21 protein-coding genes and 1 tRNA gene are annotated in these 24,987 nt (G+C 58.3%); 13 read left to right on the top strand and 9 right to left on the bottom strand.

The genetic code is table 11. From position 1 onward, the window contains the following. Positions 1 to 86: 86 nt before the first annotated feature. Complete coding sequence (radA, locus tag JRJ26_03945; GenBank protein MBW2056630.1) at positions 87 to 1,451, bottom strand: DNA repair protein RadA; 1,365 nt, start codon at positions 1,449 to 1,451, stop codon at positions 87 to 89. Positions 1,452 to 1,724: 273 nt separating this feature from the next. Between radA and JRJ26_03940 the strand changes: the two genes are divergently transcribed. The 5 genes from JRJ26_03940 to JRJ26_03920 all read left to right on the top strand — a co-directional run bounded on the left by JRJ26_03940 (position 1,725) and on the right by JRJ26_03920 (position 7,491). Next, on the top strand, positions 1,725 to 2,261 hold the full coding sequence (locus tag JRJ26_03940; GenBank protein MBW2056629.1) for a class I SAM-dependent methyltransferase: 537 nt from the start codon (positions 1,725 to 1,727) through the stop codon (positions 2,259 to 2,261). 35 nt (positions 2,262 to 2,296) lie between these two features. Then, positions 2,297 to 2,905, top strand: a complete 609-nt coding sequence (locus JRJ26_03935) for a tyrosine-protein phosphatase (GenBank protein MBW2056628.1) — start codon at positions 2,297 to 2,299, stop codon at positions 2,903 to 2,905. A gap of 31 nt (positions 2,906 to 2,936) precedes the next feature. After that, positions 2,937 to 4,454 (top strand): AAA family ATPase, encoded by a 1,518-nt coding sequence (locus JRJ26_03930; protein MBW2056627.1) that lies wholly within the window; start codon positions 2,937 to 2,939, stop codon positions 4,452 to 4,454. A gap of 131 nt (positions 4,455 to 4,585) precedes the next feature. Beyond that, on the top strand, positions 4,586 to 5,740 hold the full coding sequence (locus JRJ26_03925; GenBank protein MBW2056626.1) for an iron-containing alcohol dehydrogenase: 1,155 nt from the start codon (positions 4,586 to 4,588) through the stop codon (positions 5,738 to 5,740). 2 nt (positions 5,741 to 5,742) lie between these two features. Further along, positions 5,743 to 7,491 (top strand): glycosyltransferase family 39 protein, encoded by a 1,749-nt coding sequence (locus tag JRJ26_03920; GenBank protein ID MBW2056625.1) that lies wholly within the window; start codon positions 5,743 to 5,745, stop codon positions 7,489 to 7,491. Between the two features lie 85 nt (positions 7,492 to 7,576). Here JRJ26_03920 and JRJ26_03915 read toward each other — a convergent pair whose 3' ends face one another. Beyond that, positions 7,577 to 8,551 carry a DUF368 domain-containing protein gene (locus JRJ26_03915; protein ID MBW2056624.1) on the bottom strand — a complete coding sequence of 325 codons (975 nt, stop codon included), beginning with the start codon at positions 8,549 to 8,551 and terminating at the stop codon, positions 7,577 to 7,579. Positions 8,552 to 8,574: 23 nt separating this feature from the next. Beyond that, positions 8,575 to 9,177: a hypothetical protein gene (locus tag JRJ26_03910; protein ID MBW2056623.1), complete on the bottom strand. Its 603-nt coding sequence runs from the start codon at positions 9,175 to 9,177 to the stop codon at positions 8,575 to 8,577. A 400-nt stretch (positions 9,178 to 9,577) separates the two neighbouring features. Between JRJ26_03910 and JRJ26_03905 the strand changes: the two genes are divergently transcribed. After that, positions 9,578 to 11,068, top strand: a complete 1,491-nt coding sequence (locus tag JRJ26_03905; GenBank protein ID MBW2056622.1) for a glycosyltransferase family 39 protein — start codon at positions 9,578 to 9,580, stop codon at positions 11,066 to 11,068. 113 nt (positions 11,069 to 11,181) lie between these two features. Here the strand turns inward: JRJ26_03905 and JRJ26_03900 are convergent, their stop codons facing one another. Next, complete coding sequence (locus tag JRJ26_03900; GenBank protein MBW2056621.1) at positions 11,182 to 12,378, bottom strand: cardiolipin synthase ClsB; 1,197 nt, start codon at positions 12,376 to 12,378, stop codon at positions 11,182 to 11,184. Between the two features lie 477 nt (positions 12,379 to 12,855). Here JRJ26_03900 and JRJ26_03895 point away from each other — a divergent pair, with 477 nt between their 5' ends. The 4 genes from JRJ26_03895 to JRJ26_03880 all read left to right on the top strand — a co-directional run bounded on the left by JRJ26_03895 (position 12,856) and on the right by JRJ26_03880 (position 17,272). Further along, a complete protein-coding gene (locus JRJ26_03895) occupies positions 12,856 to 14,136 on the top strand; it encodes an MFS transporter (protein MBW2056620.1) in 1,281 nt (426 codons plus the stop codon). Between the two features lie 161 nt (positions 14,137 to 14,297). After that, positions 14,298 to 15,167 carry a DMT family transporter gene (locus JRJ26_03890; protein ID MBW2056619.1) on the top strand — a complete coding sequence of 290 codons (870 nt, stop codon included), beginning with the start codon at positions 14,298 to 14,300 and terminating at the stop codon, positions 15,165 to 15,167. Between the two features lie 286 nt (positions 15,168 to 15,453). Beyond that, entirely contained in the window at positions 15,454 to 16,452 is a 999-nt protein-coding gene (locus JRJ26_03885; protein ID MBW2056618.1) for an alcohol dehydrogenase catalytic domain-containing protein, read from the top strand. A 28-nt stretch (positions 16,453 to 16,480) separates the two neighbouring features. Next, positions 16,481 to 17,272: a 2-dehydro-3-deoxyglucarate aldolase gene (locus JRJ26_03880; protein MBW2056617.1), complete on the top strand. Its 792-nt coding sequence runs from the start codon at positions 16,481 to 16,483 to the stop codon at positions 17,270 to 17,272. 123 nt (positions 17,273 to 17,395) lie between these two features. Here JRJ26_03880 and JRJ26_03875 read toward each other — a convergent pair whose 3' ends face one another. From JRJ26_03875 to JRJ26_03865, 3 genes are all read right to left on the bottom strand, one after another. Further along, the gene (locus JRJ26_03875) at positions 17,396 to 18,229 is read right to left on the bottom strand and encodes a carbohydrate ABC transporter permease (GenBank protein MBW2056616.1); all 834 of its coding nucleotides are present in this window, start codon (positions 18,227 to 18,229) and stop codon (positions 17,396 to 17,398) included. Positions 18,230 to 18,231: 2 nt separating this feature from the next. After that, positions 18,232 to 19,098 (bottom strand): sugar ABC transporter permease, encoded by an 867-nt coding sequence (locus JRJ26_03870; protein MBW2056615.1) that lies wholly within the window; start codon positions 19,096 to 19,098, stop codon positions 18,232 to 18,234. 75 nt (positions 19,099 to 19,173) lie between these two features. Beyond that, positions 19,174 to 20,550, bottom strand: coding sequence for an extracellular solute-binding protein (locus JRJ26_03865; protein MBW2056614.1), 1,377 nt, complete (start codon positions 20,548 to 20,550; stop codon positions 19,174 to 19,176). 354 nt (positions 20,551 to 20,904) lie between these two features. On the opposite strand from JRJ26_03865, the gene JRJ26_03860 reads away from it, so the two are divergent. Together JRJ26_03860 and JRJ26_03855 are read left to right on the top strand one after the other, a co-directional pair. Beyond that, positions 20,905 to 21,735, top strand: a complete 831-nt coding sequence (locus JRJ26_03860; GenBank protein MBW2056613.1) for a hypothetical protein — start codon at positions 20,905 to 20,907, stop codon at positions 21,733 to 21,735. A gap of 165 nt (positions 21,736 to 21,900) precedes the next feature. After that, positions 21,901 to 21,974 (top strand) — tRNA-Arg (locus JRJ26_03855). Positions 21,975 to 22,060: 86 nt separating this feature from the next. Here the strand turns inward: JRJ26_03855 and JRJ26_03850 are convergent. Further along, entirely contained in the window at positions 22,061 to 23,185 is a 1,125-nt protein-coding gene (locus tag JRJ26_03850) for an Lrp/AsnC ligand binding domain-containing protein (GenBank protein ID MBW2056612.1), read from the bottom strand. Continuing rightward, positions 23,139 to 23,750 carry a metallophosphoesterase gene (locus JRJ26_03845; protein MBW2056611.1) on the bottom strand — a complete coding sequence of 204 codons (612 nt, stop codon included), beginning with the start codon at positions 23,748 to 23,750 and terminating at the stop codon, positions 23,139 to 23,141. Before JRJ26_03845 ends, JRJ26_03850 begins: the two co-directional genes overlap by 47 nt. Before the next feature lie 434 nt (positions 23,751 to 24,184). Here JRJ26_03845 and JRJ26_03840 point away from each other — a divergent pair, with 434 nt between their 5' ends. After that, the gene (locus JRJ26_03840) at positions 24,185 to 24,901 is read left to right on the top strand and encodes a CpXC domain-containing protein (protein MBW2056610.1); all 717 of its coding nucleotides are present in this window, start codon (positions 24,185 to 24,187) and stop codon (positions 24,899 to 24,901) included. Positions 24,902 to 24,987 lie beyond the last annotated feature (86 nt).

The raw sequence follows: 24,987 nt of genomic DNA, 5'->3' as shown, positions 1-24,987 counted from the left end.
GTTCGAACCTCCTTCAGACTCCAGCCCTGGGCGGCCGTTCCTCCAGGCATGAAGAGGTGGGGACCCCTCTCAGGGGGTCGAAAAAGTCAGAACAACAGGCCCATCAGATCCCTCACCGATTCCACCCCCACGAGCTCCATCCCCTCCATGTTTCGGATTCTCTCCAGGGTGGCCTTGGGCACCACGGCCCGTGTGAAGCCGAGCTTGGCCGATTCTCTGAGTCTCGATTCCCAATGGCCCACGGCCCTCACCTCTCCCGTCAGCCCGACCTCGCCGAAGAGGACCGTGCCGTCCTCCACCGGAGAGTCGAGAAAACTCGAAGCGATGGATGCGACGAGGCCCAGGTCCACGGCGGGCTCGGCCGCCCTTACTCCTCCAGCCACGTTCAGGAAGATATCCTGGTCAAACAGGGTGAGCCCCGCCTTCTTCTCCAGGACCGCCACCAGAATGGCCACACGGTGATAGTCGACTCCCATGGTCGTCCGTCTTGGGACGGCCAGAGGACTTCTCGTGACCAGGGCCTGGAGTTCCACGAGAACCGGGCGGGTTCCTTCCATGCTCGGCACCACAACCGAGCCTGAGGCGCCTGACGGCCGCTCTGCAAGGAATATTTCAGAGGGGCTTCGAATCTGTTCGAGGCCGGACTCTTTCATTTCGAATACACCGATCTCGTTTGTGGAACCGAAACGGTTCTTGACGGCTCTGAGGATCCGGTAGGGATGGCCCCGGTCGCCTTCAAAATAGAGGACCGTATCGACCATGTGCTCGAGCACCCTTGGTCCTGCAATGGCTCCGTCCTTGGTCACGTGGCCGATGAGGAGGACCGGAAGAGCCGAAGATTTCGCGATCCCTATGATCCGGTTGGAGCTCTCCCGGACCTGGCTTATACTCCCCGGTGGCGACTGGACATCCGATGTCCACACCGTCTGGATCGAGTCGAGGGCGAGCACCTGGGGCCTGGTCCGGCCTATCTCCTGGATCACCCTGTCGAGGGAGGTCTCACACATGACAAGGAGGCCGGCCCCCCTGACGTCGAGCCGGTCGGCCCTCATCTTGGTCTGCCTGACCGACTCCTCGCCCGAGACATAGAGGGCCCTCAGGTCCTGCATGGCCAGACCATGGAGAACCTGGAGAACAAGCGTAGACTTTCCTATCCCGGGATCTCCACCGATGAGAACCACCGAGCCTGAGACGATTCCTCCCCCGAGGACCCGGTCGAACTCCTCGATCCCGCATCTCAGCCTTTCCCCGCCCTCGGGCCGGATCTGGCTGATCGGAAGGGGCGGCTGCCCGGACCCGAGGTCGGCAGGGCGCCTCATCGGGCTGGTTTGATCAAGAATCTGTTCCTCTGTCAGCGTGTTCCACTCTCCGCAATCCGGGCACCTGCCGAGCCACTTGGGGGACTGGAAGCCACAGGACTGGCAGACATAAAGAGTCTTGGCCTTGCTCATGGTTTTTCCCTGTTGTCCCGAGGGTTTCTATACTGATAGCACAAATTCCGGGAAATTGGAAAAGCTTTTTGCCGGGAAAAGGACGAGGACTGCCCACCGGCGAACTCTGATAGGGCCTTCGCGTGTGCTTGACGAGCCCTTGGGCACTGTGGGAATATATGGTACTCTCCCGTCTCTGTCGATACGGAAGGGAAGGGGCCGGCGGAGAAGGGCGGGCCAAGACAGGGGGGCGCCAACCTCGTTCCGGGCAGGGCCCGGTGAAAGGGGAGATCCATGGAGATGCCGAAGTCGAACCTACATTTCATGCTCATGTCCCTTACCTTCAGGGTTCGCGACATCTTGGTGCCGCCCATGAGAATCCTTGATGAGGTGGGGATAAAGCCGGGATTCCATGTGCTCGACTATGGATGCGGCCCGGGCAGCTATCTCGCGCCTCTTGCGGAACTGGTGGGTGAGGCGGGGAAGGTCTATGCCCTGGATATTCATCCCCTTGCGGTTGAAAGGGCGCGGAGAATAGCCTCTGTGAGGGGATTGAAGAACGTGGAGGCCATCCTATCGGGAGGCAAGACAGGCCTGCCGGACAGGAGCGTAGACGTGGTTCTGCTTTACGACACCTTCCACGAGTTGAGTGACCCGGATGGAGTCTTGGAGGAGTTGCATCGAATACTGAAACCGGATGGTATCCTCTCGTTCAGCGACCACCATTTGAGAGAAGAGCAGGTAGTGTCGAAGGTGACAGGCGGGGGTTTGTTCGAACTGTTGAGAAAGCATACAAAGACGTACAGTTTCTCCAAGGTGTGCGGCCGTTAGGGAAGGAGACACCCTCCTGGATTTTCCGGATGCCCATGAAAAGAAACAGAAGAAATGCACGGTACATCGCGCTCTTTCTTCTCTTGATCGTCCCGGCTCTCCTGGGCGCAGATCTTGCATGCTCTGCCGGACATTCAAGGGCAACGCCTCGGCCCGGCCATTGGGCAAAGCCCCTCAAGCGAGAAGGCCTGCCGAACCTTCACCGAGTGACAGAGAGTCTGTACAGGGGTGCGCAGCCCACAGCGGCCGGTATGCGCCGGCTCAAGGCCATGGGGGTCAAGACGGTGGTCAACCTCCGCTCTTTCCATTCGGACCGGGATGAGATCGGCGATACGGGGCTGGGATATGTACACATCTACATGAAAGCCTGGCATCCGGAAAAGAGAGAGGTTGTTCGCTTCCTGCAGGTCGTTACGGACGACGGTCTAACCCCGGCTTTTGTCCATTGCAAGCACGGCGCGGATCGAACCGGACTCATGTGTGCGGTCTATCGGATGGCGATCTGTGGCTGGACCAAGAACGAGGCGATAGCGGAGATGACCGAGGGCGGTTTCGGGTATCACAGGATCTGGGGCAACCTTGTCCGGTTCATCGAGGATCTTGACATTGCTGCAATCAAAGAAAGAGCAGGAATCGAAGACTGAACCGGTCCGGCGCGGGACAGGTGCGGGTGGTATGGAGGAATCGGGGAGAGGGAAGACCTGCAGAGAGGACGACCTGATAAAGGAGCTCAAACTGCTGATCCGTTCGCGCTACGGCCTCATCTGCCTGGATACCGAGGAGGAAGAACGAGCCGAGAGCCTGTTGAAGCATCTGGCCGACCACATGAAGCTGCCGTTTTTCATCTGGACCCTCAGTCATGGGCTTCGACGGGCGGATATAGAGAAAACCATCTATGGTACCACAGACCCTGGCCTGGCGCTCGACCACATGGAGGTCTCCAAGTATCCGGCGATCTATCATCTGCAGAGTCTGGGGCCGCTCCTCGAGGATAGGCTTTTGGGGGCGAAGCTTGTTGAGGTCGCACGGAGGTTTACTCGGATTGAAGGAGCCGTGATACTGACCGGGAAAGACCTCAGGGTTCCAGAAGGGGCAAAACCACATACCGCCTACCTGAAGCCCCCTCCTCCAGGACGGCAGGACTACGCGGCCCTGCTCCACCGTATCTTCCAGGACGTCTCTACCCGAATGCACGTCAAGGTGGAGATGAGCAGAGAGGACATGAACCGGCTGCTCAATAACCTGAGGGGCCTGACCCTGCTTGAAGCCGAGAAGATCCTCACCAAGGCCATCATCGAAGACGGCCGGCTCAGTCGTGAGGATCTCCAACTCGTTATCCAGGCTAAAAGGGCCGTTGTCGAGCGTGAGGGGTTGCTGGAATACTTTCCCGTTGAACAGAACATGTCGGCTATTGCAGGGCTGGGACGGCTGAAGGCATGGCTGGCCAAGCGCAAGGCGATCATCGCCGAACCCAGGCGGGCCGAGCATTACGGCTTGGTTTTTCCAAAGGGTATTCTGCTCCTCGGTGTTCCGGGCTGCGGCAAGAGCCTGTGCGCCAAGGCTGTGGCCATGGAATGGGGACTGCCCCTGCTCAAGATGGATCCTTCCAACCTGTACAACAAGTACATCGGTGAGAGCGAAAAGAACTTCAAACGGGCCATCGCGACCTCCGAAAAGATGGCCCCGGTGGTACTCTGGATCGATGAGATCGAAAAGGCCTTTGCCTCTGGTGGAGGAGAAGACAGCGGCGTATCCCAAAGGGTCTTGGGCATGTTTCTGTCTTGGATGCAGGAGCGGAAAGGGGATGTGTTTGTTGTGGCGACGTCGAACGACGTTGCAAGGCTCCCACCGGAATTCTTGCGCAAGGGCCGTTTTGATGAGATTTTCTTCGTGGATCTGCCCGGCTCCAAAGAGAGGGAAGAGATCTTCAGGATCCATCTCACCCGTCGTGGGCGCGACCCGAGACGGTTTGACCTGGCCGGTCTGGCAGCGGCCACCGAGGGGTTCAGCGGGGCCGAGATCGAACAGGTGATCGTTTCGGCCCTGTATACCGCATTTTCGAACAGCGGTCCTCTCAGCACCGATCTCCTGCTGGAAGAATGCAAGAGGACCCTGCCTCTGTCAAAAACCCGGGCCGAGCATGTCGAGTTCTTGCGGAGGTGGGCCAAAGGACGCACGGTGAGCGCACAGTAGTGCGGGACAGAGGCAAGCGGTCCCGGCTTGAGGGGCGCCGCGGGAGGAACCCGACCGAGTGATCCGGGCCTGATGGCTGCTCGGCCCGGTAAGATGGAGGGATACCCCATTGGATTCGCAAGAGGAGAACCATGCGATTTGAATTCGCAACCTCCACACGCATCGTTTTTGGCCCAGGTACGATGGAAGAAGTCGTTCCCCTTGTGGCCGAGATGGGCAAGAGGGCGCTGGTCGTTGTCGGCCGTACCCTTGAACGTGCCGCCCCGCTGCTGGAAAGGTTGAACAAGGGGGGGATAGAATCCGTCACCTATCATGTGGTTGGAGAACCGACCATAACAACGGCCCATGCAGGGGTGGAACTGGCCCGCCGGTCGGGATGCGACTCGGTCGTAGGGATCGGCGGGGGCAGTGTCCTCGACACTGGCAAGGTAGTCGCCGCACTCCTCACCAACCGTGGAGAGCTGATGGATTACCTCGAGGTGATCGGCCGTGGGCAGAAGCTCGCGGAGAGGCCCGCACCGTACACAGCGATTCCTACCACTGCCGGTACGGGTGCGGAAGTTACACGGAACGCCGTGCTCACATCGCCGGAAGAGAGAGTCAAGGTAAGCATGCGCAGTCCCCTGATGCTGCCCCGCCTGGCCGTGGTGGATCCCGCACTCACCTGTTCCATGCCGCCGGCGGTGACGGCCTCGACCGGTCTGGATGCATTCACCCAGCTCATGGAAGCATTCGTCTCGATTCAGGCCAATCCCCTTACAGACGCCCTATGCCGCGAGGGTCTCAGACGGGCCGCTTCCTCCTTGCAGAGAGCCTATGAAGATGGGAGCAACACCGGGGCACGGGAGGACATGTCCCTGGCAAGCCTCTTTAGTGGAATGGCCCTGGCAAATGCGAAACTCGGAGCGGTCCATGGCCTGGCCGGGCCTTTGGGGGGGTTGCTGGGTGCTCCCCACGGTGCCATATGCGCACGGCTCTTGCCCTACGTGATGGAAGCCAATGTGCGTTGCCTCCAGATCCGCGGTTCGGATTCCCAGGGGCTTGCGAGATACCGAGAGATAGCCCGGATTCTCACGGGCAGGGATACCGCCGAGGTGGGTGAGGGGGTGAGGTGGGTAAAGGATCTCACTGTCAGGCTGAAAGTGCCCGGCCTTTCGGAGCTGGGCTTGAGGGAGAAGGACTTCCCCATTGTGGTTGAAAGATCCCAGAAGGCGAGCAGCATGAGGGGGAATCCCCTTCCCTTGAGGGACTCGGAACTCGAAGAGATACTCAGAAGAGCCTTGTAGCCATGTCTTCTCCCGTGAACGCCGGAGTTATCTCATCTTCAAAGAGAGGGAACAGAGAGTTTTCCGACCTCTTTTTTTGGATCGCCGCTCTCATCCTGATGTTTTGGGCCCTGGGAAGCATCAGCCTCTGGGGTTCGGAAGACCGCTGGGCCGAGGTCACCCGTGAGATGTTCCTGACAGGACGGTTTTTCCATCCAACCATCAATGGAGAGCCCTATTTCGACAAACCCCTGCTGACTTACTGGTTTGTGGCTCTTGTGAGGGTCCTTACCGGGCGGCTCGATGAGTGGACCGTAAGGTTGCCCAGTGCGATCTCAGGGGTCGTCTGCCTTTGGGCCACGGTCTACCTCGGCCGGAGGCTCTGGTCCAGGGAAGTGGGTCGCCTGGCAGGTTGGATACTGCTCACCTCCTATGGCTTTCTCTTCTGGGCGAGAACCGGCCAGGCCAACATGGAGAACATGGCTGCGATCATGTTGGCCCTCGCATGGTACTGGAGCCGCCGGGATCGGCCGTGCTTCCTGACATATCTGGTCTTCTATGTCATCCTAGCCACGGGTGCGCAGATGAAGGGGCTTACCGCCGTGGCCGTGCCCCTTGCCGCCGTGATTCCCGATCTTCTCCGGGAGAAGCGGTGGCGGTACCTGCTGGGCCCCTCGCATCTGCTCGCCCTGGTTATCGGGCTCTGCATCTATTTCGGTCCGTTTGTCTATTCTGCTCTGACCAGGGAGGGGTATGAGTCGAGTGGCCTGGCCCTGGTCTTCCGGGAGAACATCGAGCGCTACTTCAAACCCTTTGACCACAGAGAACCCTTCTATGTCTATCTGATCCACCTTCCCACACTGCTTCTTCCCTGGTCGCCCCTTTTTCTCGTTGGGGTGACCAGCGCGATTTTCACCGTGCGCTGGCGCAGGCTGGGAGCCCATACCCAATGGCTTGCCGCCTCGGCGACACTGGTCTTTGTCATGTTCACCGCTTCCGGTTCGCGCAGGATCTACTACATCCTCCCAATGCTCCCCTTCTGCGCACTCTTTCTGGGTCTCTTCCTCGCCGGTCCGGGCAGAGAGAGATGGAAGCAGGTGGGCCTGGGAATCCAGGGTCTCCTGTTCGTGGGTCTGGCGGCCCTCGAGGCGGTTACACCCGTTGTCTGGCCCCTGGCCAAGAGGTACGTGGGAACAGAGCTGCCTGCATCCCTGATTGCAGGGACCGGCCTCGTGGGCCTCCTGGGGCTGGCTCCATGGCTGTTCCATTCGCGCCTTTCCGGCCCGATCGAAAGGATTACCGGTATGCGCGGCAGGATCGCCCCTCTCATGGTAACGGTGGTTTTCTTGATGGGCGGGTTTTTCTGCTTCCAGAAGGTAACCCTGGAGTGTTTCGCTACCACGCCGGACTTTGCCAGGAGGCTGGCCTCGACAGGGAGGCGGGCCGACGAGATCGCCTTTTTCGAAGAGAGTCGGACGGACGTGATCTTCTACATGAACTGCCAGGTGCCCAGCCCCGTGCTTTCGGGAAGAGATGAGATCGTGAGATTCCTGGAGAGTCGAGGGGAGAGGGGGGTTATCATCCTCCCTGTCGGCGACCTCGACCGTCTCCGGGCCATGCTTCCTGAAGGAGCCCAGGGCGACTCCGTGGTGGTGGAGAGGAGTTCCCCGTGGCTCGACGACCCCTCGGAGTTGCTGGTGGCCTGGCGGCTCAAGAGCAAGGCCGGGACGGCCTCCCCCCGAGAGTGTTCTCCAAAGGCGGGGGGCAGTTGAGGCTCCGTTCTCACTTGCTGCCTTCCAATGCTCGTTTCAATTCAAGCGACAAGAAAATACCGGATGAAAAAATCGGAAATCCCGGTCAGGTCTTCTCTCTTGACAGCCGCTCTATGACCATCACCAAGACAAAGCCTGCAACAGCCAGGGAGACCGCCGTCAAGAGCTCCATGTCCAGGCCCTGAGGCATGAGGTTCCGCGTCCGCAGAACGCGGGGTTCTCCGCCGATGAGCCGGGTCTCCAGGGCCTCCTTCCAGGGCCATATCTTCTGCATGGAACCTGCCATCAAGCCCGTCAGTAATGCCAGGGTGAGGTTGTGGAACCGCCGGAGCAGGTAGTTGAGCACCCTGGAAAACCCGGCTAGTCCCGCAGCACATCCGCCGCAGAAGACCAGGATGACAAGGAGGTTTTCCGGGACGAAGGGGCTCTTGAGGGTGCCGGTAATGAACTCGTACTTGCCGAGGATCAGGAGAACAAAGGCACCGCTTATGCCCGGCAGGATCATGGCGCAGATTGCCACCACCCCGCTGAGGAATATGAACCAGAGATCCTCGGGGGTGGCAACCGGTATCAGGTTGACGATGACCGTGGCGGCGAGCGCTCCTGCGGCAAAAGACAGGCCGGCATAGCCGATCCAGCCGGTCACCCTCCTGCCCACGACGATGATCGAGGCGGCGATGAGACCGAAAAAGAGGCTCCATGTCTCCACGGGGTGATGATGGAGAAGATAGTTCATGAGGCGGGCGAGGCTGACCACGGCAAGGGCGATACCGAAAAAAAGGGGAAGAAGAAACCTGACATGAACCCGGGCAAGGGCTCCCTTCGGATCGAGAAGGACCAGCCTCTTGACCGCCTCCCCGTCGATCGACCTGATAGCCAGAATCAGTCTTTCGTAGATCCCGGTTATGAGGGCGATGGTTCCGCCTGAAACCCCCGGGATCACGTCTGCCGATCCCATGCAGAGTCCCTTAAGAGACAGTACGGCAGCCTCTCTGGTGGATCGCGGCCCTGGGCTGGCCAGGAAGGCTTCTTTCCATGTGGCGGGCGGCTCTGTGCCCATCGATTCTGATCCTCTCTTGTCTGTCAAAACCTGTAGCGGAGCCCGATGCCGACAGAGTTGGAGGCCCCGTGAACTCCGCCGAAAAAGCCCGCGAATCCGGAGCGGTGATGAATCCGAGTTACCAGAACCCAGCGGGGGAGTTTCGGCAGGGCCAGGGTGAGTTCATACATACTGAAGACGAGCAACTGAGACGTCTCTTCGTGGAGCTGTGCCTCGAGGTCCGGGATTTCGGTGGCATAGGAGAGACCCTGCCCTATTGCCACCGTTGTGTTGAGATACTTGTTCCAGGGAAAGAGAAGCCAGCGGACCGTGATGAGCCCGTTTAGCTCCCACTGATGCTGTTCACCGAAATGCTTCGCCACGTTTGCCTCAACTTCGAAATCAAGATAACGCTTGTATGTGTATATCCTCCTGGAGAGGGCGGCATCCACGAGGTAGGAATCCAGGTACTCCGCCTGCAGCAAGAAGGTATCCTTGAGGGTGCCGCTGTTGAGCTTTGTCACGTACAGGGTGACCGCCCAGTTCTCCCTTTTCGGTTGGTCGTCCCCGGCCATCCCGCTTCCACAGAAACAGAGCAGGAGCAGAAGGATGGCGAGGGCGTGGGGGAAGAATCTCTTTTTGCTCAATCTTTCGGTCCGTCTGTCCACTGAGCAGTGGTTTGATCTACTGGCTGGACTGCTCTTCAAGCCGCTCCGCGCCGGTTGTGAAGCTCGACAAAGACCGCAATCGATTCAGCCGATGGCAAGCTATACCGTCGCTACACAAGCTCGGTCATGGATTCCATTTCGCTTCCAGTTCCCGGTGCCGTCGATGTAAAGGAGAAAATGCCATATGGTTTTCTTCCTCGGCTGAGGCAGGAACGACTTCCTTCCCTGGAAGAAAGAGGAAAAAGCGATAGGAACTTCCTTTTGAATCGAGCAAGTATAAGAGAAACCACATCGTGTGTCAAGACGAAAAAGCCTGGAACCATGACATGGCCATCGTTTGAACAAACCGTCTTATCCCTTTGATTGACAGAGAGGGGTTTTGTCCCTATACTACCTCGACATCATGGACGTCGAGGACTATCGGGCCACAGCCAGGGCATATTTCTTGTCCCTTGCCGTTTTTGCGGTCTTGTTGTTCCTGGTCGGTCTCGGCCGGCGGGATCTCTGGGGTTCGGATGAACCGAGGGTTGCCGGAATCGGGGCCGAGATGGCAAGATCAGGCGAGATTCTCGTTCCGAGGCTCAACGGTGAGCCTTTTCTGGAAAAACCCCCCCTCTACTTCTGGATAAGTGCGGCGAGCTTCCATCTGTTGGGCGAGAACACGTATGCCGCCAGGCTCCCCTCGGCTCTGGCGGCCATCGGCGGAGTGATCCTCATCTTTTTCCTGTGCCGGAACATGGGGTTCCCACCCATGTCGGCGTTTCTCTCGGGAATGATGCTGGCCACCTCCGGAGAATACTGGGCCATCGGGCGGAGGTGCATCCTCGATATGTTGCTCTGTTTCTCCGTACTGGGGGCCATGCTGTGTTTCTACAATGCCGCCGTCCGGTTCCGGGAAAAGGAGAGAGTGGAGGCAGGGTTTTTGTGGAGCGGGGGGTTCGTGTTTTTCCTGTCATGTGCCGTAATGACCAAGGGGTTGATAGGCCTTGTCGTGCCTGCCTCAGCCCTCTTGTTCTGGTTGACTTCCAGGGTGGTGGTGAACAGGGAATTCTGTGTCAAATCCTGGGCGGTTCTGCTTATCGGCTCGGTGCTGTGTCTCGTTCCGGCCGGAATATGGGTCTTGCTCCTGTACAAGAAACAGGGATGGGGCGCGGTCTATGATGTGGTCTGGTTGAACAATTTCGGCCGGTTTACGGGCGAACATCCCGGTCACAAGGCGCCGTTCTACTTCTATCTGCCGAAATTTCCAGCCCAGTTTCTGCCGTGGACGATCCTCGTTCCTTTGGGTCTTGTGTATCATTACAAAAGAATAAGAAAAGGGGATAGTAACTCTCTTTTCATGCTGTGCTGGCTCGTCCCTCCCTTTGTCCTCCTCTCCGCTGCCTCGGGGAAGAGGCCTCTCTATCTTCTACCCCTGTATCCGGCAGCGGCTCTTTTCGTGGCTGCAGCGACAGGAAGCATTATCGAAGAGAGGAGAGGATCGACGGGATTTCGAGTGTTGAGGCTATGCCAAACGGCAGCCTTGCTGCTGCTGGTGGGGTTTCTGGTCGCCGATACCGTGGTCCTTCCGATGAGGAACAGGAAAGAATCATATGAACCACTCTTTGAATACTACAGGAAGATCGACAATGGGGGGAAGGAAGTCGCTCTCTACAAACCGTCGGAAAGGATCCGCGGAGCAGCCGTATTCTATATGAAAAAGAAGGTTCCGGTAATCCGTGATGCAGAAGAATTGATGGGGTTTCTCGGATCCAGGCACAGGCTGGCTCTTTCAAGGGCAGGATCTGTCGAGGGCGTCAGAGGTCTGGAAATCACAAGAAGCTTCCAGATCGACCACAGGAGGTGGGTCTTCGTCAAGCTCGACCGTTAGATGGGGGTCCTTTGACGACCGAGCCCGGAGCAGTCGGGAGGGGTTTGGACCGCCCGGCAGGCTTCAACCCGAAGGAGCTCTGGAACGCATGGGAAGAATGAGACAGGTGAGCCTCAGAACTGCCCCTTCAAGACTAAGAAGAGCTTTTCCTTGATCTTCTCGAAGAGTGACCGGCGTTGCCACCGTCTGAAGGTGATCTCCTCGGCCTGTTCGATGTCCTTCAGGAACTGCCGCTCCATTGCGGCGCCAAAGGCCCGGTCGGTTATTGCGAAGTTGGCCTCGTAGTTGAGAAAGAACCCCCGGCTGTTGAGATTGCAACTTCCCACGGAGGACCACTCGCCGTCTACAACAATGGTCTTGGCGTGAAGCATGGAATGGTGCCACTCGTAGATTCTGACCCCGTGGCCGAGCAACGGGCCCCAGGCGGCCCTGCTCAACTCGCCGATGACTGGTTTGTCGGGTTTGTCCGGCAGCAGGAGGCGGACGTCCACACCCCGGTCAGCCGCCTCGATCAGAGCCCTTACCAGGATAGCCGGCGGGACGAAATAGCTGTTGGTGATATAGATTCGCTCCCGCGCGCTGTTGATGGCGAGGAGGTACATGTCGAGGAGCCGGCTGGCCATCCAATCCGGTGAGGACGACACTGCCCGAACTCCCACTCCTCCGCTGGTGGCTTGCCGAGATACCGGCGGCTTGAAGTCATTTCCCAGTCCCAGCAGCCTGAAGGGGGTGTCCATGCCACGTTTGATCAAGCCTGCCCCTACAATGGGCAGGTCCTTCCCGAACCATCCCCAGCCGCCCTGCTGCCAGGACTGGGCGAAGATTCTTTCGGCTTCGAGAGCGGCAGGTCCTTCCACGCGTACGGCCGTGTCGCGGAACCCGGAAAAACCGTCGCCGTCGTAGTTGTCTGCCAGGTTCTGCCCGCCCATGAAGGCTACCCAGCCGTCTACGACGAGGATCTTGCGGTGGTCGCGATTGTTGATGCGGGCGATTGTCCAGCTCGTGAACGGGTTGAAGAAGCGTACCTCGCCGCCCGCCCGAAGCAGCCCCGCCAGATTCCCGTGATTGACCGAGAGGCTGCCGATTGAGTCGATGAGGAGGCGAACCTCCACTCCGCGCCTGGCAGCGTCGATAAGGGCATCAAGGAACTGCTTTCCCGTCTCGTCCAGCCGCAGGATAAACGTCTCCAAAGAGACGCGCTGCCGGGCCCCATGAATGGCAGAAAGCATCTCTGGAAACGCTCCGTGGCCGTTGGTAAGCAATTCCACAAGGTTCCCGTGGGTGAGCCGGGTGGCTGTGACCCTGTCCATGGAGCCCTCGATCCGTTCCCTCGAGGCGGAATCCGGCCTCGGTGAGACATGAAAGAGGGTCCTTAGAGCGTTCTTGGGGCGGAACGACAAAGAGGTGCATCCGGGCAGACTACTCAACAACGCCGAGATCAGGACTACCAGGAGGGCGGCCTTCGACAGGCGCATACGTGACGATCTGGATCGCACAGGCTTGTTTTCTCCGTACGGTTGCACGGCCCGGGAAGCGGTTACCGCCGGCCGTGCCCTCGAAACTGAAACACGGCCGAGCCGTCCTTTCTATGGGAGAGTCTAAAAAGAACGGGTTGGTTGTGTCAAGACGCCCTTCGAGAAATAGAGCAGTCCCATGGCATGCACCGGCTGGCCGGTGAGAAAGGGGGAGTTTCCCAGAGTTCGAACAATCTCCTTGGGGATTCAGGAAATCTGTGGTATAGAGGAGGGGGAGCATCCTATTCCTTGTCCAGACAGGAGCAGGACCGGATGAAAGGAGAGAGAGGACGGGCCGTCTGGAGCTGGTGCATGTACGACTGGGCCAACTCGGCCTTTGCCACCACGATCATGGCCGCGGTCCTTCCGGCATACTACAGCTCTGTTGCAGGAGTCGGCCTGGGCAGAACAACTGCCAGCAGCTACTGGGGTTACACGAACACGATCGCCATGTTCACCGTGGCCGTTCTCGCTCCTATTCTCGGTGCCATGGCCGATCACGGTGGGGCGCGGAAGAAGTACTTGGCGACTTTTGCGTCTCTGGGGATTCTTTCGACCGGGCTCATGGTTCTGATCGGGACAGGCGACTGGTTGATGGCCTCCCTCCTTTACATCTTCGGGCGTATCGGATTTGCAGGGGGGAACATCTTCTATGATGCCCTTCTACCCCATGTGGCGGACGAGGATCGGATCGATCAGGTTTCGGCATACGGGTATGCTTTCGGCTATCTCGGCGGGGGACTGCTTCTCCTGCTCAACCTGCTCGCAATCATGAAGCCGGCGCTCTTCGGGCTCCCCGGTGCGGCATGGGGGTCCCGTCTCTCATTTCTCTCTGTAGCCCTCTGGTGGGCTCTCTTCTCCATCCCTCTGTTCAAGAACGTGGGAGAGCCCCCGGCTCGCCGAATAGAGGGCGAGAGCGACAGTCCCCTCCGGGCGGGTTTCCAGAGGCTCGCCTCCACCTTGAGGGAGATCAGGCGCTTCAGAGAGGCGTTCAAGTTTCTCATCGCTTTCTGGCTTTACAATGATGGGATAGGGACTATCATCGTCATGGCGGTGATTTTCGGCGCAGAGGTGAACATAGGGCAATCCACTCTCATCGGGGCGATCCTGGCGGTTCAGTTTATCGGGTTTCCCTGTTCGATCCTCTACGGGCTTCTGGCAAGGCGTCTTGGCGCCAAGAACTCGATTCTGCTGGGCCTTGTGGTCTACACGGGTATCGCCATCGGCGGCTACTTCCTGAAGACGGCCCTTCATTTTTGGATCCTCGCTTTCCTGGTGGGAACCGTACAAGGAGGCACCCAGGCTCTGAGTCGATCCCTTTTTGGGAGTATGATTCCGCGGTTCAGGACTGCGGAGTTTTTTGGATTCTATGATGTGAGCTCAAAATTCGCCGGCATCCTCGGCCCTCTCATCTTCGGGATAGTGGGCCAGATTACGGGCACCAGCCGCCTCAGCGTCGTCTCGCTGATCGTGTTCTTCATCGGTGGAGGGCTCCTGCTCTTGAAGGTGAGGCCGGAGGAGGGAGCACGTATGGCCCGCCAGACAGAGGCATAGAAAGGGATGCGGGGATCGCGGAATCCGCCTCTCCCCCCGGTCTAGCAGGCCCGCTCGTTTCATGAAGACTCAAGACGCGATCTCCGCGAGGGGATGAGACATGCCGGGGCTGAGGACCCGGCCCGGCAGGGACCCCAGTCAGGAGAGGGGAGGTTTGTCCTTTGAGATCGAGCCGCTCCCTGGCCCTCACCGAAGGGGTGCTCACAACGGTCATCTGGGCCTCTTCCTTTGTCTTCATCAAGATGGGGCTTGCCTACCTGAAGCCCATAACTCTTGCGGGCATGCGTTACTTCACGGCCTTCCTCCTCCTTCTCCCCATCATGGCCTACCGGGGGGACCTGAAGCGCCCCCTGGCCCGGGATCAGTGGATCATCCTTTTCGTAATGGGCCTGTGCGCCTACACCATAGGCAACGGCGCCCTTTTCTGGGGCCTGAGGTATCTTCCCGCTGTCACCGGATCTTTTCTTTTCAGCCTTCTCCCCCTTCCCGTGGTTCTCCTCGGTATCGTATGGCTCAAGGAAAAGCCGAACCCGTGGCAGGTTGCGGGCTTCCTCGTCGCCCTGGCGGGAAGCGGTGTCTTCTTTTACCGCGGCCTCAGTGCCAGGGAGCCCCTCGCCGTGGGTGTCGTATCGATGGGGGTCCTTGCCTTCTCCTTCTACGGTGTTTTCAGCAGGAGACTGGCCAGACAAGGGGATGTAAGCATCACCCAGATGACCGCCATCCCCCTGGGTTTCGGCGGGGGTATCCTCCTCCTGATAGGCCTCCTCGGAGAAGGGGCTTTCACCCTCTCTCTGCCGGGAATCGCCGTCGTTCTCTGGCTTGCGGTCGTCAACACGGTGGTTGCCTATCTGTTGTTCTACCGTTCCCTCAGGGTCCTGGCCGCATTTGAACTCCACGTCATCCTCAATCTCTCGCCCATAGGGACCTTCGGCCTGGCCGCATTGATGCTGGGTGAGCGCCTCACCACCATACAGATTGGCGGGATGATAACGGTCATGGCCGGGGTCAGTCTGGTGCAGTGGAGGAGGTGAGGCGGTGGTCTGGCAGGCAGAGGTTCGCTTTTCCGTGCCCTGGTTTCCCCGGTTCCCTTCACGCCCGGAGGATGTACCGGCGACCCGCAGAGGCGGCGCGGGGAAAACGAATTTCCCCGGGCAAGGGGGGCTGAGATTTCCGGATGTTGACAGGCTCTGAGCTGCCGTGCTAGAGATAGGGAGTCGGCTGTCAAAGAGAGTCGGTGCAGAAGCGGCGGGGCCTGAACATTGTCGAGTTCCCGGGAGAACCGGGGACCACGGTTCGAGAGGGAAGAGGAGGTTTCTTGTGCGGAGAGTCGTCATCCCGGAACCGCGCAGAGTATTGCTAGAAGATGTGCCTGAACCTGAAAGAGAGGGAGACCAGGCCCTGCTCAGGGTCCGCTACGTGGGTATCTGCGGGAGTGACGTCCACACCTATCGAGGATCGAATCTGCTGGCGAAGTATCCCGTCGTTCCCGGCCACGAGTTGTGCTGGGAGGTGATCGAATCCGGAGAGGGATTCTCTCCGGGTGAGACGGTCGTCGTCGAACCCCTCTTGCCGTGCGGCCATTGCTATCCCTGTCGGATAGGCCGGTACAACTGCTGTGAAAACCTCAAGGTCTTGGGGGTCCATGTCGACGGAGGGATGGCAGAGGAGATCGTCCTGCCGGGCAGGCTCCTCTACCGGCTGGCCCCTGGAGCAGACCCTTCCTGTGCGCCCCTTGTAGAGACCCTGAGCATCGGATACCATGCCTGTGACCGCGGAAGGGTGAGGCAGGGAGACGATGTCCTGGTCATCGGGGCAGGGCCTGTCGGGTCTTGCGCGGCTCTTGTTGCCAAGGAGAGAGGGGCCAGGGTCGCCGCCCTCGATACTGTCGAGTCCCGCCTCGGTATTTTGAGGGAGATGGGGATCGACTTCTGCCTCCGTGCAGAGGGGGATGTCGAAAAGGAGGTCGTCCGCCTCTTCGGCTCGAACCCCACCGTGGTGATCGAGGCCGCCGGAAGCCCGGAGACCCTGGAGTTGGGGCTTCAAGTCCTCTCTGCGGCCGGCCGCATGGTTTTTCTTGGTTGGACAGCGGAGTCTCCCAGGTGGAGGCCCGATCACTTTCTAAGGAGGGAACTCGAGCTCGTGGCTTCTCGGAACAGTGCGGGAATCTTCCCCCAAGTGGTTGAGTTCTACGGGAAGAACCAGGACAAGGTGAGGCGCCTCGTCACCCACAGGTTCAAGATGGACCGGATCGAAGAGGCCATGAGGCTCGCAGACACTTCGGGCTCCGACACCATGAAGGTGATCATGGAATGGTGAGGATCCGGGGAAAGAAGGGAGGCCGCCCGTGAAAAATCCCCTGAAAGCCGCACTCAGGGAGGGCCAGTCACAGATCGGCAGTTGGTTGACCCTTTGCAGTCCCATCAGTGCTCGCTTCATGGCGCGGGCGGGCTTCAGGTGGCTTACCGTCGACATGGAGCACAGCTCTGTCAATTGGGAGACCGCGGCATGGATGTTTGCGATGATAGCCGATGCCGGGTGCGTTCCCCTGGCCCGGATCCCCTCCAATTCCCACGAGAACATCAAAAGGGCACTCGACAACGGCGCCTTTGGAATCGTGGTGCCCATGGTGAAGACGGCCGAAGAGGCCGCGGCCGCGGTGGCTGCGACGCGCTACCACCCGGCCGGCAACAGGAGCGTGGGCGGGAGCCTCCACTGCCTCAACTTCGGGGTCAACCCGGAAGAGTACTATGCCCAGGCGAGCGGCGAGATATTCGTGGCGGTCCAGACAGAGCACATCGACTCGGTCTGCAATGCCGAGGAGATCTGTTCCGTCGAGGGGGTCGATGCGATCTTTGTCGGCCCCAATGACCTACTGCAGTCCATGGGCAAGACCCCTGTCATGGACTCGGATGATCGGGAGTTCGTCGATGCCCTCCGTCACTTGCGGGAGACAGCGGCTACCCATGGGGTCTCACCGGGCATCCACACCCTCACCCCGGAACAGGCAAAGCGGCGCCTCGATCAGGGGTGGCGCTTCCTCGCCATTGCAAGCGACCTGCGCTTTCTCGTCAGCGCTGCCAGGAATGCGCTGAGAGAGGTCGGCCTTGAGGGGGCCGGCGAGGGTTCCCGTTACTGAACGGAGCGTTCGAATTGTTCGAGCTGTTGGGCCGCTCGTCTTTGCCGAAATCGTTCGAATCGTTTGGCTGAGGAAGTCGTAGTTTCTTCCTGAACAATCCGAACAGCTCGAACGTTCCCCCCCTCAGAACTTCAAGGCACCGGACGCAAGACCGCTGACGAGATATCTCTGGGCGATAAAGACGAAGATTATCCCGGGCAGGGCGGCCACGAGTGAACCGGCACACATCTGGTTCCAGTTTACGAATATGTCGCCTATCGCATCGAAGCAGCCGACGGTTACGGGCTGGGCCGAGGGGGTCGAGGTAAAAACAAAGGCGTAGATGAACTCGTTCCAGGTCCACAGATAGGTGATTATCGCTGCCGAGGCGATGGCCGTTGCGCTCACCGGGATGACTATCTTGAAGAGCGCTCCTGTTCTCGAGCATCCGTCGACCACCGCCGCATCAATGAGATCTCTGGGAAAATTGTCGAAGAAGGCTTTCATGATGAGAACGGCAAAGGGGTAGGTGAGGTAGACGTTGGCCAGGATCATGCTCCAGAGCGTATCGACAAGCCCGAGCCAACTCACCAGCAGGTAGAAGGGGAGAAGCAGGGAGAGGGGCGGGATGATACGTGTGAAGATGAGTATCCACAGGAGGGTATTGGTCCACCTGAATCTGAACTGGCTCAGCCCGTATCCGGCCAGTACGCCGATCCCCGTGACGATCAAGGTGGTGGTCAGGGTCATGACGATCGAGTTTTTCAGGTACGAACCGAATGGGTAGTCTTCAAAGAGCAGCTTGAAGGGTTCGATGGTCGGCTTGTGGGGAAAGTAGACGGGCGGGAAGACGTATGTTTCCTCATCAGGCTTGAATGCGGTTACCGTGGTCCAGTAGACCGGCAACATCATGAGGCCCAGAAGTATCACGGCAGTCGTGTACGGCAGCGCGCGTCCCCCAAAGATCTTTTCCATCATTGTCAGGTCTCTCCCCTTGAAACGTATACGAAAGCAGCGGCTATCAGGCTGGTCATAAAGAAGAGGACCATCCCGGCGGCGGCGGCCATTCCGAAGTTGAGTGTCTTTATTATCTGATCCCAGATGTAGTAACCGAAGACGTAGGTCGCCCTTCCGGGTCCCCCTGCCGTCAGGGGGATGATGATGTCTATGGTTCGGAAGGAGAACATGGTGGTAATGAGCAGACCCACCATGGCGGGCCCCTTGACTAGGGGAAGGGTGATAAAGGCGAATCGATGGAGAGTGGCTGCACCGTCTACCTTCGCCGCTTCATAGAGTTCCTGCGGGACGCTCAGAAGGGCAGCCAGGAGGATGATGCCCATGAAGGGGATCCGGGTCCAGCTGTCGGCAATGATCACCCCCAACATGGCCAGGTCGAAGTTCCCGTAAATACTCAGCGGCTTCTCTAACAGGCCCACCTTCATGAGCAGATCACTGACCACCCCGAAGTCGGGGTTGAACATCCACTTCCAGATGATTCCCGAGACGACCGCCGGCACTGCCCAGGGAAGTATCATGAGGGACCTGAAGATCCAGGCCCCCTTGGTGATCTTGACCATGGAGAGAGCGAGGGCCATCCCCCCAAACAGTGTGAGGGATGTGGTACCGACGCAGAACTGGGCGACTTTTCGGAGGCTGAGCCAGAAGAGCCGGTGTTTGAAGAGGGCGGTGTAGTTGCCCAGGCCGTTGAAGATGACCGGATGGATGTTGTCATACCGGAGGAAGCTCGTGTAGACCAGGAGAAAGGTGGGGAAAAGGACCCAGAGCAGAACGATAACCAGCCCCGGGAGGTTCAGGATGAACCCGTACCAGCGGTCGGACAGTCTCATTCAGTCGAATCCTGCATTCCGGGAGGAGGAGGCCCCCCGGTCCCCCGGAAGGGCCCCCCTGCTCAAGAAACGTTCTCATTCAGGTACAGCGTAATCGTCAAGCACTTTCTGGCACTTTTCCAGTGCCTCCATGGGCTTCATCTTTCCCCCGATAGTCTCGCCGAAGTATTCCATGAGGACGTCTGTGAGGGCCCTTCCGGCAGGCGGGAAGGTCTCAAGCACCGCGTTTCTCATGGCAGCCTGTCTTGCCTTTGGCACGGGGATCTTGCTCGCATCGGAGTTGTTGTATACCGACAGAACAGCGGCCTCGTTCCCCTCGACGATGAGCTCCCTGTAACTCGCCTCATAGCTCCTCATGAAATCCAGGAAGAGCATGCCTGCGGCCTTCTGCCGGTCGTTTATGTACGTGTTGATCATATAACCGTCTATGTCGAGATAGGATGCATGATCACTGTCCGGCTTCGCATCATCCCATTTGGGCGGCAGTGTGACGGCCCAATCCCCCTGGATTCCGGGTGCCTTTTTCCGGTCCTGATACCGGTTGGCATCGACCGTGTGGGTCATGATCATGGCAGCCTTGCCCATTGCAAACATGTCCGAAACACCCATCCACGAGTACTCGAGCACGGAGGTGGGAGCGGACTTGTCTACGAGAACCATATCGCTGAGCATCTTCCAGGCGTTTCTTCCCTCGGGCGAATCGATGACGATCCTCTGCCTCTTGACGTCCACAAGCCTCCCCCCTTGAGAGTAAATCATGTCCCGGAGAGGATAGATGATGTCCATCTCACCGCCGGCCGAAAATACATACCCCCACATCTTGTCCGTTGTTACCCCCTTTGCTATCTCCCTGAGGCCGACCCATGTTTCAGGGGGATTTGGGACCACCGAGGGCCTGTAGTAGAGCATCATCGTCTTGGTCTGGCCTATGGAGCCGTAGATGTGGCCGTCCGGGGCCTTGAGCCCTTGCTTCAGAGGCGCGGCATAGAGCTTCCATACTTCCGGATCATCCCAGAGGGGATCGATCGGGTGGAGCCATCCACCCGCCACCATCTGGGCATATGTGGTAGGGTGGTCGTAACAGAGAACATCCACGGCCGGGCTCTTGGCAGCGAATATGGATATGGTCTTGGCCACGATGGGCGGCTCAGCCCACGGCAGGAGCTGCACCTTGATCCCTGTCAACTCCTCGAACCTCTTGGCGTTCTGAACCGTGGCCGGATCGTGCTTCAGAGCGCCGAAATTGGAGACCTTGATCCTCTTCACTCCGGCAACAGCCTGTTTCCAGCCGTCGGGGAGGATGTAAGTGGGACCTCCGATCCGCTGGCTGATGGGCTTGGGAGAATTCCATTGAATCAGCTCATAGGCTTTGGGATTCTCTCCGGCCGCAGCTCCTGCGGCCATGGCAAAAAAGATCAGCAATACGGCGAAAAGCAAAGGTTTGGTTTTCATTGCAAAGCCTCCTTTCTCTGGCATGAGCCCCCCCGGCAGTCCCCCTTCTGCACGGGCCTCCGATCTCATTATGAACAAAGGGAGGCGAAATGCAAGGGAAGAAACCCCAGGAAATCGAGGGCTGTTGGCAGAGAGGCGAACCTTTCCGAAAATTCGGTGCCATTTCGATGATTTTTGATGATTTTCGACCACCTCTCCCCGTGTATGGTGCCCTTTGAGGATCGATCTCCGCGAGTCCTCGAAATACCGGAGGGTTCGTGCGTGGGCTGATTGATTTTTCGAAGAGATAAGCTAGAATGGATCGAGACCCGGAAGGGAGCTCGAAACTGCGGTCTGAAAGGAGGACATGGAGAGATGAAAAGCATATCGAGACGAGCCATTATACTGGTTTTTCTCGGCTTTTTCCTGCAGCCGGGCCTTTCCCGTGCCTTCAACCCTGCCACCCATATCTTCATCGCCGAAAAGGCTTTCCCGGGCTCTACCGAACGGCTCGACCTCGACTACGGCAGCATTGCGCCGGACCTGGCTCTTTCCGTTCCGGATACGGCGTCCTGGGAAACTCCTTTTCAGGACACCCATTACAACTACATCGATCTGCGGCCCTATGCGCGGGGCTCGATTCAGAAGGCCTTTGCCAGGGGATGGCTGACACACAACGAGGCGTGGGGTGCCGACCATTCGGCACACAAGGGGTATTGCGGGAAGACTTCCTTGGGCTATGTGATTGAGAAGTCCCAGGAACTGGTGCTCTGGAATCCCGATCTCACGGCTGACTTTGCCCATTACGCGATTGAAGTGGCGGTCGATCTGCTCGTCAAGGGGGATGATCCCGGAATCGGGGAGAAACTGCTCAAAGCGGATCTTTTCCGTTCCCCCCAGGACCGGCGGCTTCTGGCCAGGGTCCTTGTCTGGAAAGAGAGGAGGACCGATTGGATCACCCTGGCCCTCGTGGAACTCTCCTTTCGAAATCTGGTGGGAAGATACGCCATGGCTTTGGCCTTGCCCAGCCCGATGGACAAGAAGGCGATAGTTGAACTGGGCGTGGAGTTGGCCCGGGAGAAATACGGAATCGAGGTCTCCCCGGAGGAGCTCGGGGAGATACTGGAAAAGGCGATGGCCCTTTGCAGGGGCGATTACAGGGAGGTCATCGACTGTACTGTCGAGAGGATCAGAGAGCATCTGTGAATAGGGAAAGGTCCGGTCCCCCCTGGCCCGATAGAGCCGGGACCACCGCCTCACCCTGGCCATGGACAAAGAACCGGGGGGATGGAGGCTCGGATATAGGACCGCAACTTGACCGGAGCCCTCAAAAGGGCTATAAAGATGAGCGATGACCGGAAGCGCGTTTCTGCGCCCATGGCTCAGCTGGATAGAGCGACGGACTACGAATCCGTAGGTCGGGGGTTCGAATCCCTCTGGGCGCATTTATGCGGGGAGGTTGAGGGCAGGCAAAAGGATCGGGAAAGGGGGCCAGACCTCGGGAAGGTTTGACCCCCTTTTTTCTGTCCTTTTATTCGGGTTCCGCCTTCAGCCTTGAGGAGAAAGGGATAATCGTCTGGGTCTTGGTGACTCCGGGGATGCGTGCGACCCGGCCCTGGACGAACTGGCCTATTACTTCTGAATCGGAAGAGAGCAGGTCCCTCTCCACGCCGATCTTGGCTATGATATCGAACTCGCCGGGGACGATGTGGATCTCCTTTACCTCCTCAAGGGCAAAGAGCCTCTCGATGATCCTGTCCTGCCTTTTGGTATCGACATTGACAAGCAGGAAGGCCGTGGTCATTCTCTTCATCTCCGGAAATTCGGATCCTTTTTTCTCCATCATCTCTTCCCGAAATCTCTCCATACTCCTGTGGATGAGTTGATCGAGTCCGGCGCCGTATCTTTGTATGCTCCCCCTCTGCCACTGGTGAAAGGAGATATACGAATAGAGGTCTCCGGCCGTCCGCCGCGGGAATGCCTCGAGAAGCCTGCTTCGCTCGATCATGGCGATCAGTGGGCTATAGACCGTTTCATACCAGTCTTTTGCCGCACTTGCAAGGGTGGGGGGCTCTCCTGTAGCCTTTTCCAGATACGACCGGTGCTCTTTGACTTGATCCAGGAGCCGGGAGTATTTGCCCACCTCTGTGAGCTCTATCAGGTCGTAAAGACCCGTCTCTTTCTCGAAATCTGACTTTTGCCGGTGGAGAATGTTCTCCAGGGTCTCATCGGAGGGGAGGAATTCGAGGATATGGGCATCGATTTCGGGCCAACCGAACTGCTTGGCAGCCGAGACCCGGTGATTGCCGTCTGCCACATAGTACTCGTCCTTGATCCTGTAGAGTTCTACAGGCGGAAGGGATTTGCCCCTGCGCATCGCCTCCTTGATCCTCTCCAGCCTCTCGGGCTCGCGGTCGCCTTTCAGCCGGAATCGGCTGTCAAAGTCGAGGTACCGTCCCACGCTCCCCACGATCTTTTTCACCGGCACCTTCCTGAACCCGAGATCCCTCTGCTCAACAGGTTGTTCCGCCTCGAGCTTCTCCCTGAAGCTCTTGACCCCCTGTTTTGTACGCCCGCGCTTCAAGGCCGAGGCGGCCCTATTCTGTATCCTATTTTGTATCTTGGCTATCCTCGATCTCCAAGAAGTAGTATCCATAGGTATTGATCACCATTGTCCGGTTAACCACGGTCATTCGCTGCTCTTGATGGCTGTAATCGAGATGCATATGGCCGTGAATAAGATAGCGGGGGCCGTATCGCTCGATGAGCCTGTGGAAGCTCTCAAAGCCCCTGTGGCATTGATCCTCTCCATCATGGACATGGCGGGGAGGCGCGTGGGTGATGACGATGTCTATGCCCCCGTGGCGCCGGATTCCCGCGCCGGCCTTGCGGATTCTCTGCCGCATCTGGCGTTCCGTGTACTGATGGGGCTTTCCGTTGTACCACTGCGACCCCTCCAGGCCGAGGATGCGGAGCCCCCTGTAAAGGACGACCTTCATGTCCGCATCGATGCATCCCGCAGGCCTGTACCCGTCGTGCCTGATGTCGTGATTCCCCCGAACATAGAAGAGAGGAGCACTGAACTTCCTGGCAAGGGACGAGAGATACTCGGGGGGCAGATCGCCGCAGGAGAGGACGAGGTCCACCTCCGGGAAGGAGGCAGGGTCGGAACGATCCTCGAGTGCCTCAACGACGCGGTCAGAGACGGTCAGGATTCTCACAGGAAAAGCCCCTCTCTCCCCTCCGAGCCGGGTAGCCTTCAGTCCATGGGTAAAACCCGGATTCACCTTACGGTCTAATATAACCCAACGACGACGCTTTGTCATTCTGAGGGGCGAAGCGACGAAGAATCTCGCCTTTATTTCTGTCACTTAGTCGAGGGACAGAGATTCTACGCCCTCCCCCTTGCGAGTGATTGCTCAGACCTGCCCCTTTACGCAGTTCAGGGCGGGCCCTCGAGCAAAGCGAAGGAGTGACACAATAGCCCAATCGCCTGGACTGGATGAAGAGAGATGGTGGATCAGGCATCCCTTGTCCGTTTGACTCGATGGGCGTTCTCGACTAGACTGAAAAGATGGGACCGGCTTTCCCCTTTTTGAACGCGCCCTCTGTGAGGTCCTCATCAGGGGCTCAAGAGGTCTTGGAGGTGCGAGAGATGACTGCCATCTACCGAGAGGATTTAGAGTGTGTACTATGCGGCCGTCGGTTTGAGGCGTCGATCTATTCATCCATTAATGTATCCTTGGATCCGTCACTCAAGGAAAGATTGTTGGGCAAAGAAATAAATGTGGTGCAATGCCCTGGGTGCGGAGAGAGATTTACGGTTGGAGCCACTCTGCTCTATCACGACATGGAAAGGGCCCTTTGGCTGTGGGCCATCTGGGGAAACGAGCAAGAATGGGCAAAGGAAGAAGCCAGGTTCAAGGATATGCTCAATTCATACGAGATGCAGTATCCGGGGCTTGCCCGGGCCGTTCAGGGCAGAGAGACCGGCAGAATATCTCGGCTTGCCTTTGGATATGAACAGCTTCGTGAAAAGGTCTTGATCTTTGATGCCGGGCTTGATGATCGGATTATCGAGTTCCTGAAGGTCCTCTCCCTGTCGAGTTACGACCCTATCGGGGAACCTTTTGAGAAGGGCGAGGCCATGGGAATCCTTTTTGAAGGTGCTGTCGGCGACAGGATTGCTTTCATCTGCTTGCCTGCAAGGTCAGACCCACTGGGCTTTGAGATTGGACGTGACGCATATGACAGCCTTTTCAACGATCCAGACGCAAGAGAAGAGGCATTTGCGTTTTTCAGAGATGCCTTGTATGTGAACTTCAACAGGATCCTGGCGCCAAGTGAGGTTGGAGGCGGCGAGCGATCTTGAATAAGGTGAACCGAAGCGGCCTTCGATCTTCTTGTCGAAATACCCGGACGTCCCATGCTTACACAGATACTGCTTACCGCTTACTC

The organism is Deltaproteobacteria bacterium (genome assembly GCA_019308905.1).
Lineage (GTDB): Bacteria > Desulfobacterota > BSN033 > WVXP01 > WVXP01 > JAFDHF01.
The sequence above is the reverse complement of the archived record's forward strand: the minus strand, read 5'-3'. Positions and strand labels throughout refer to the sequence as shown.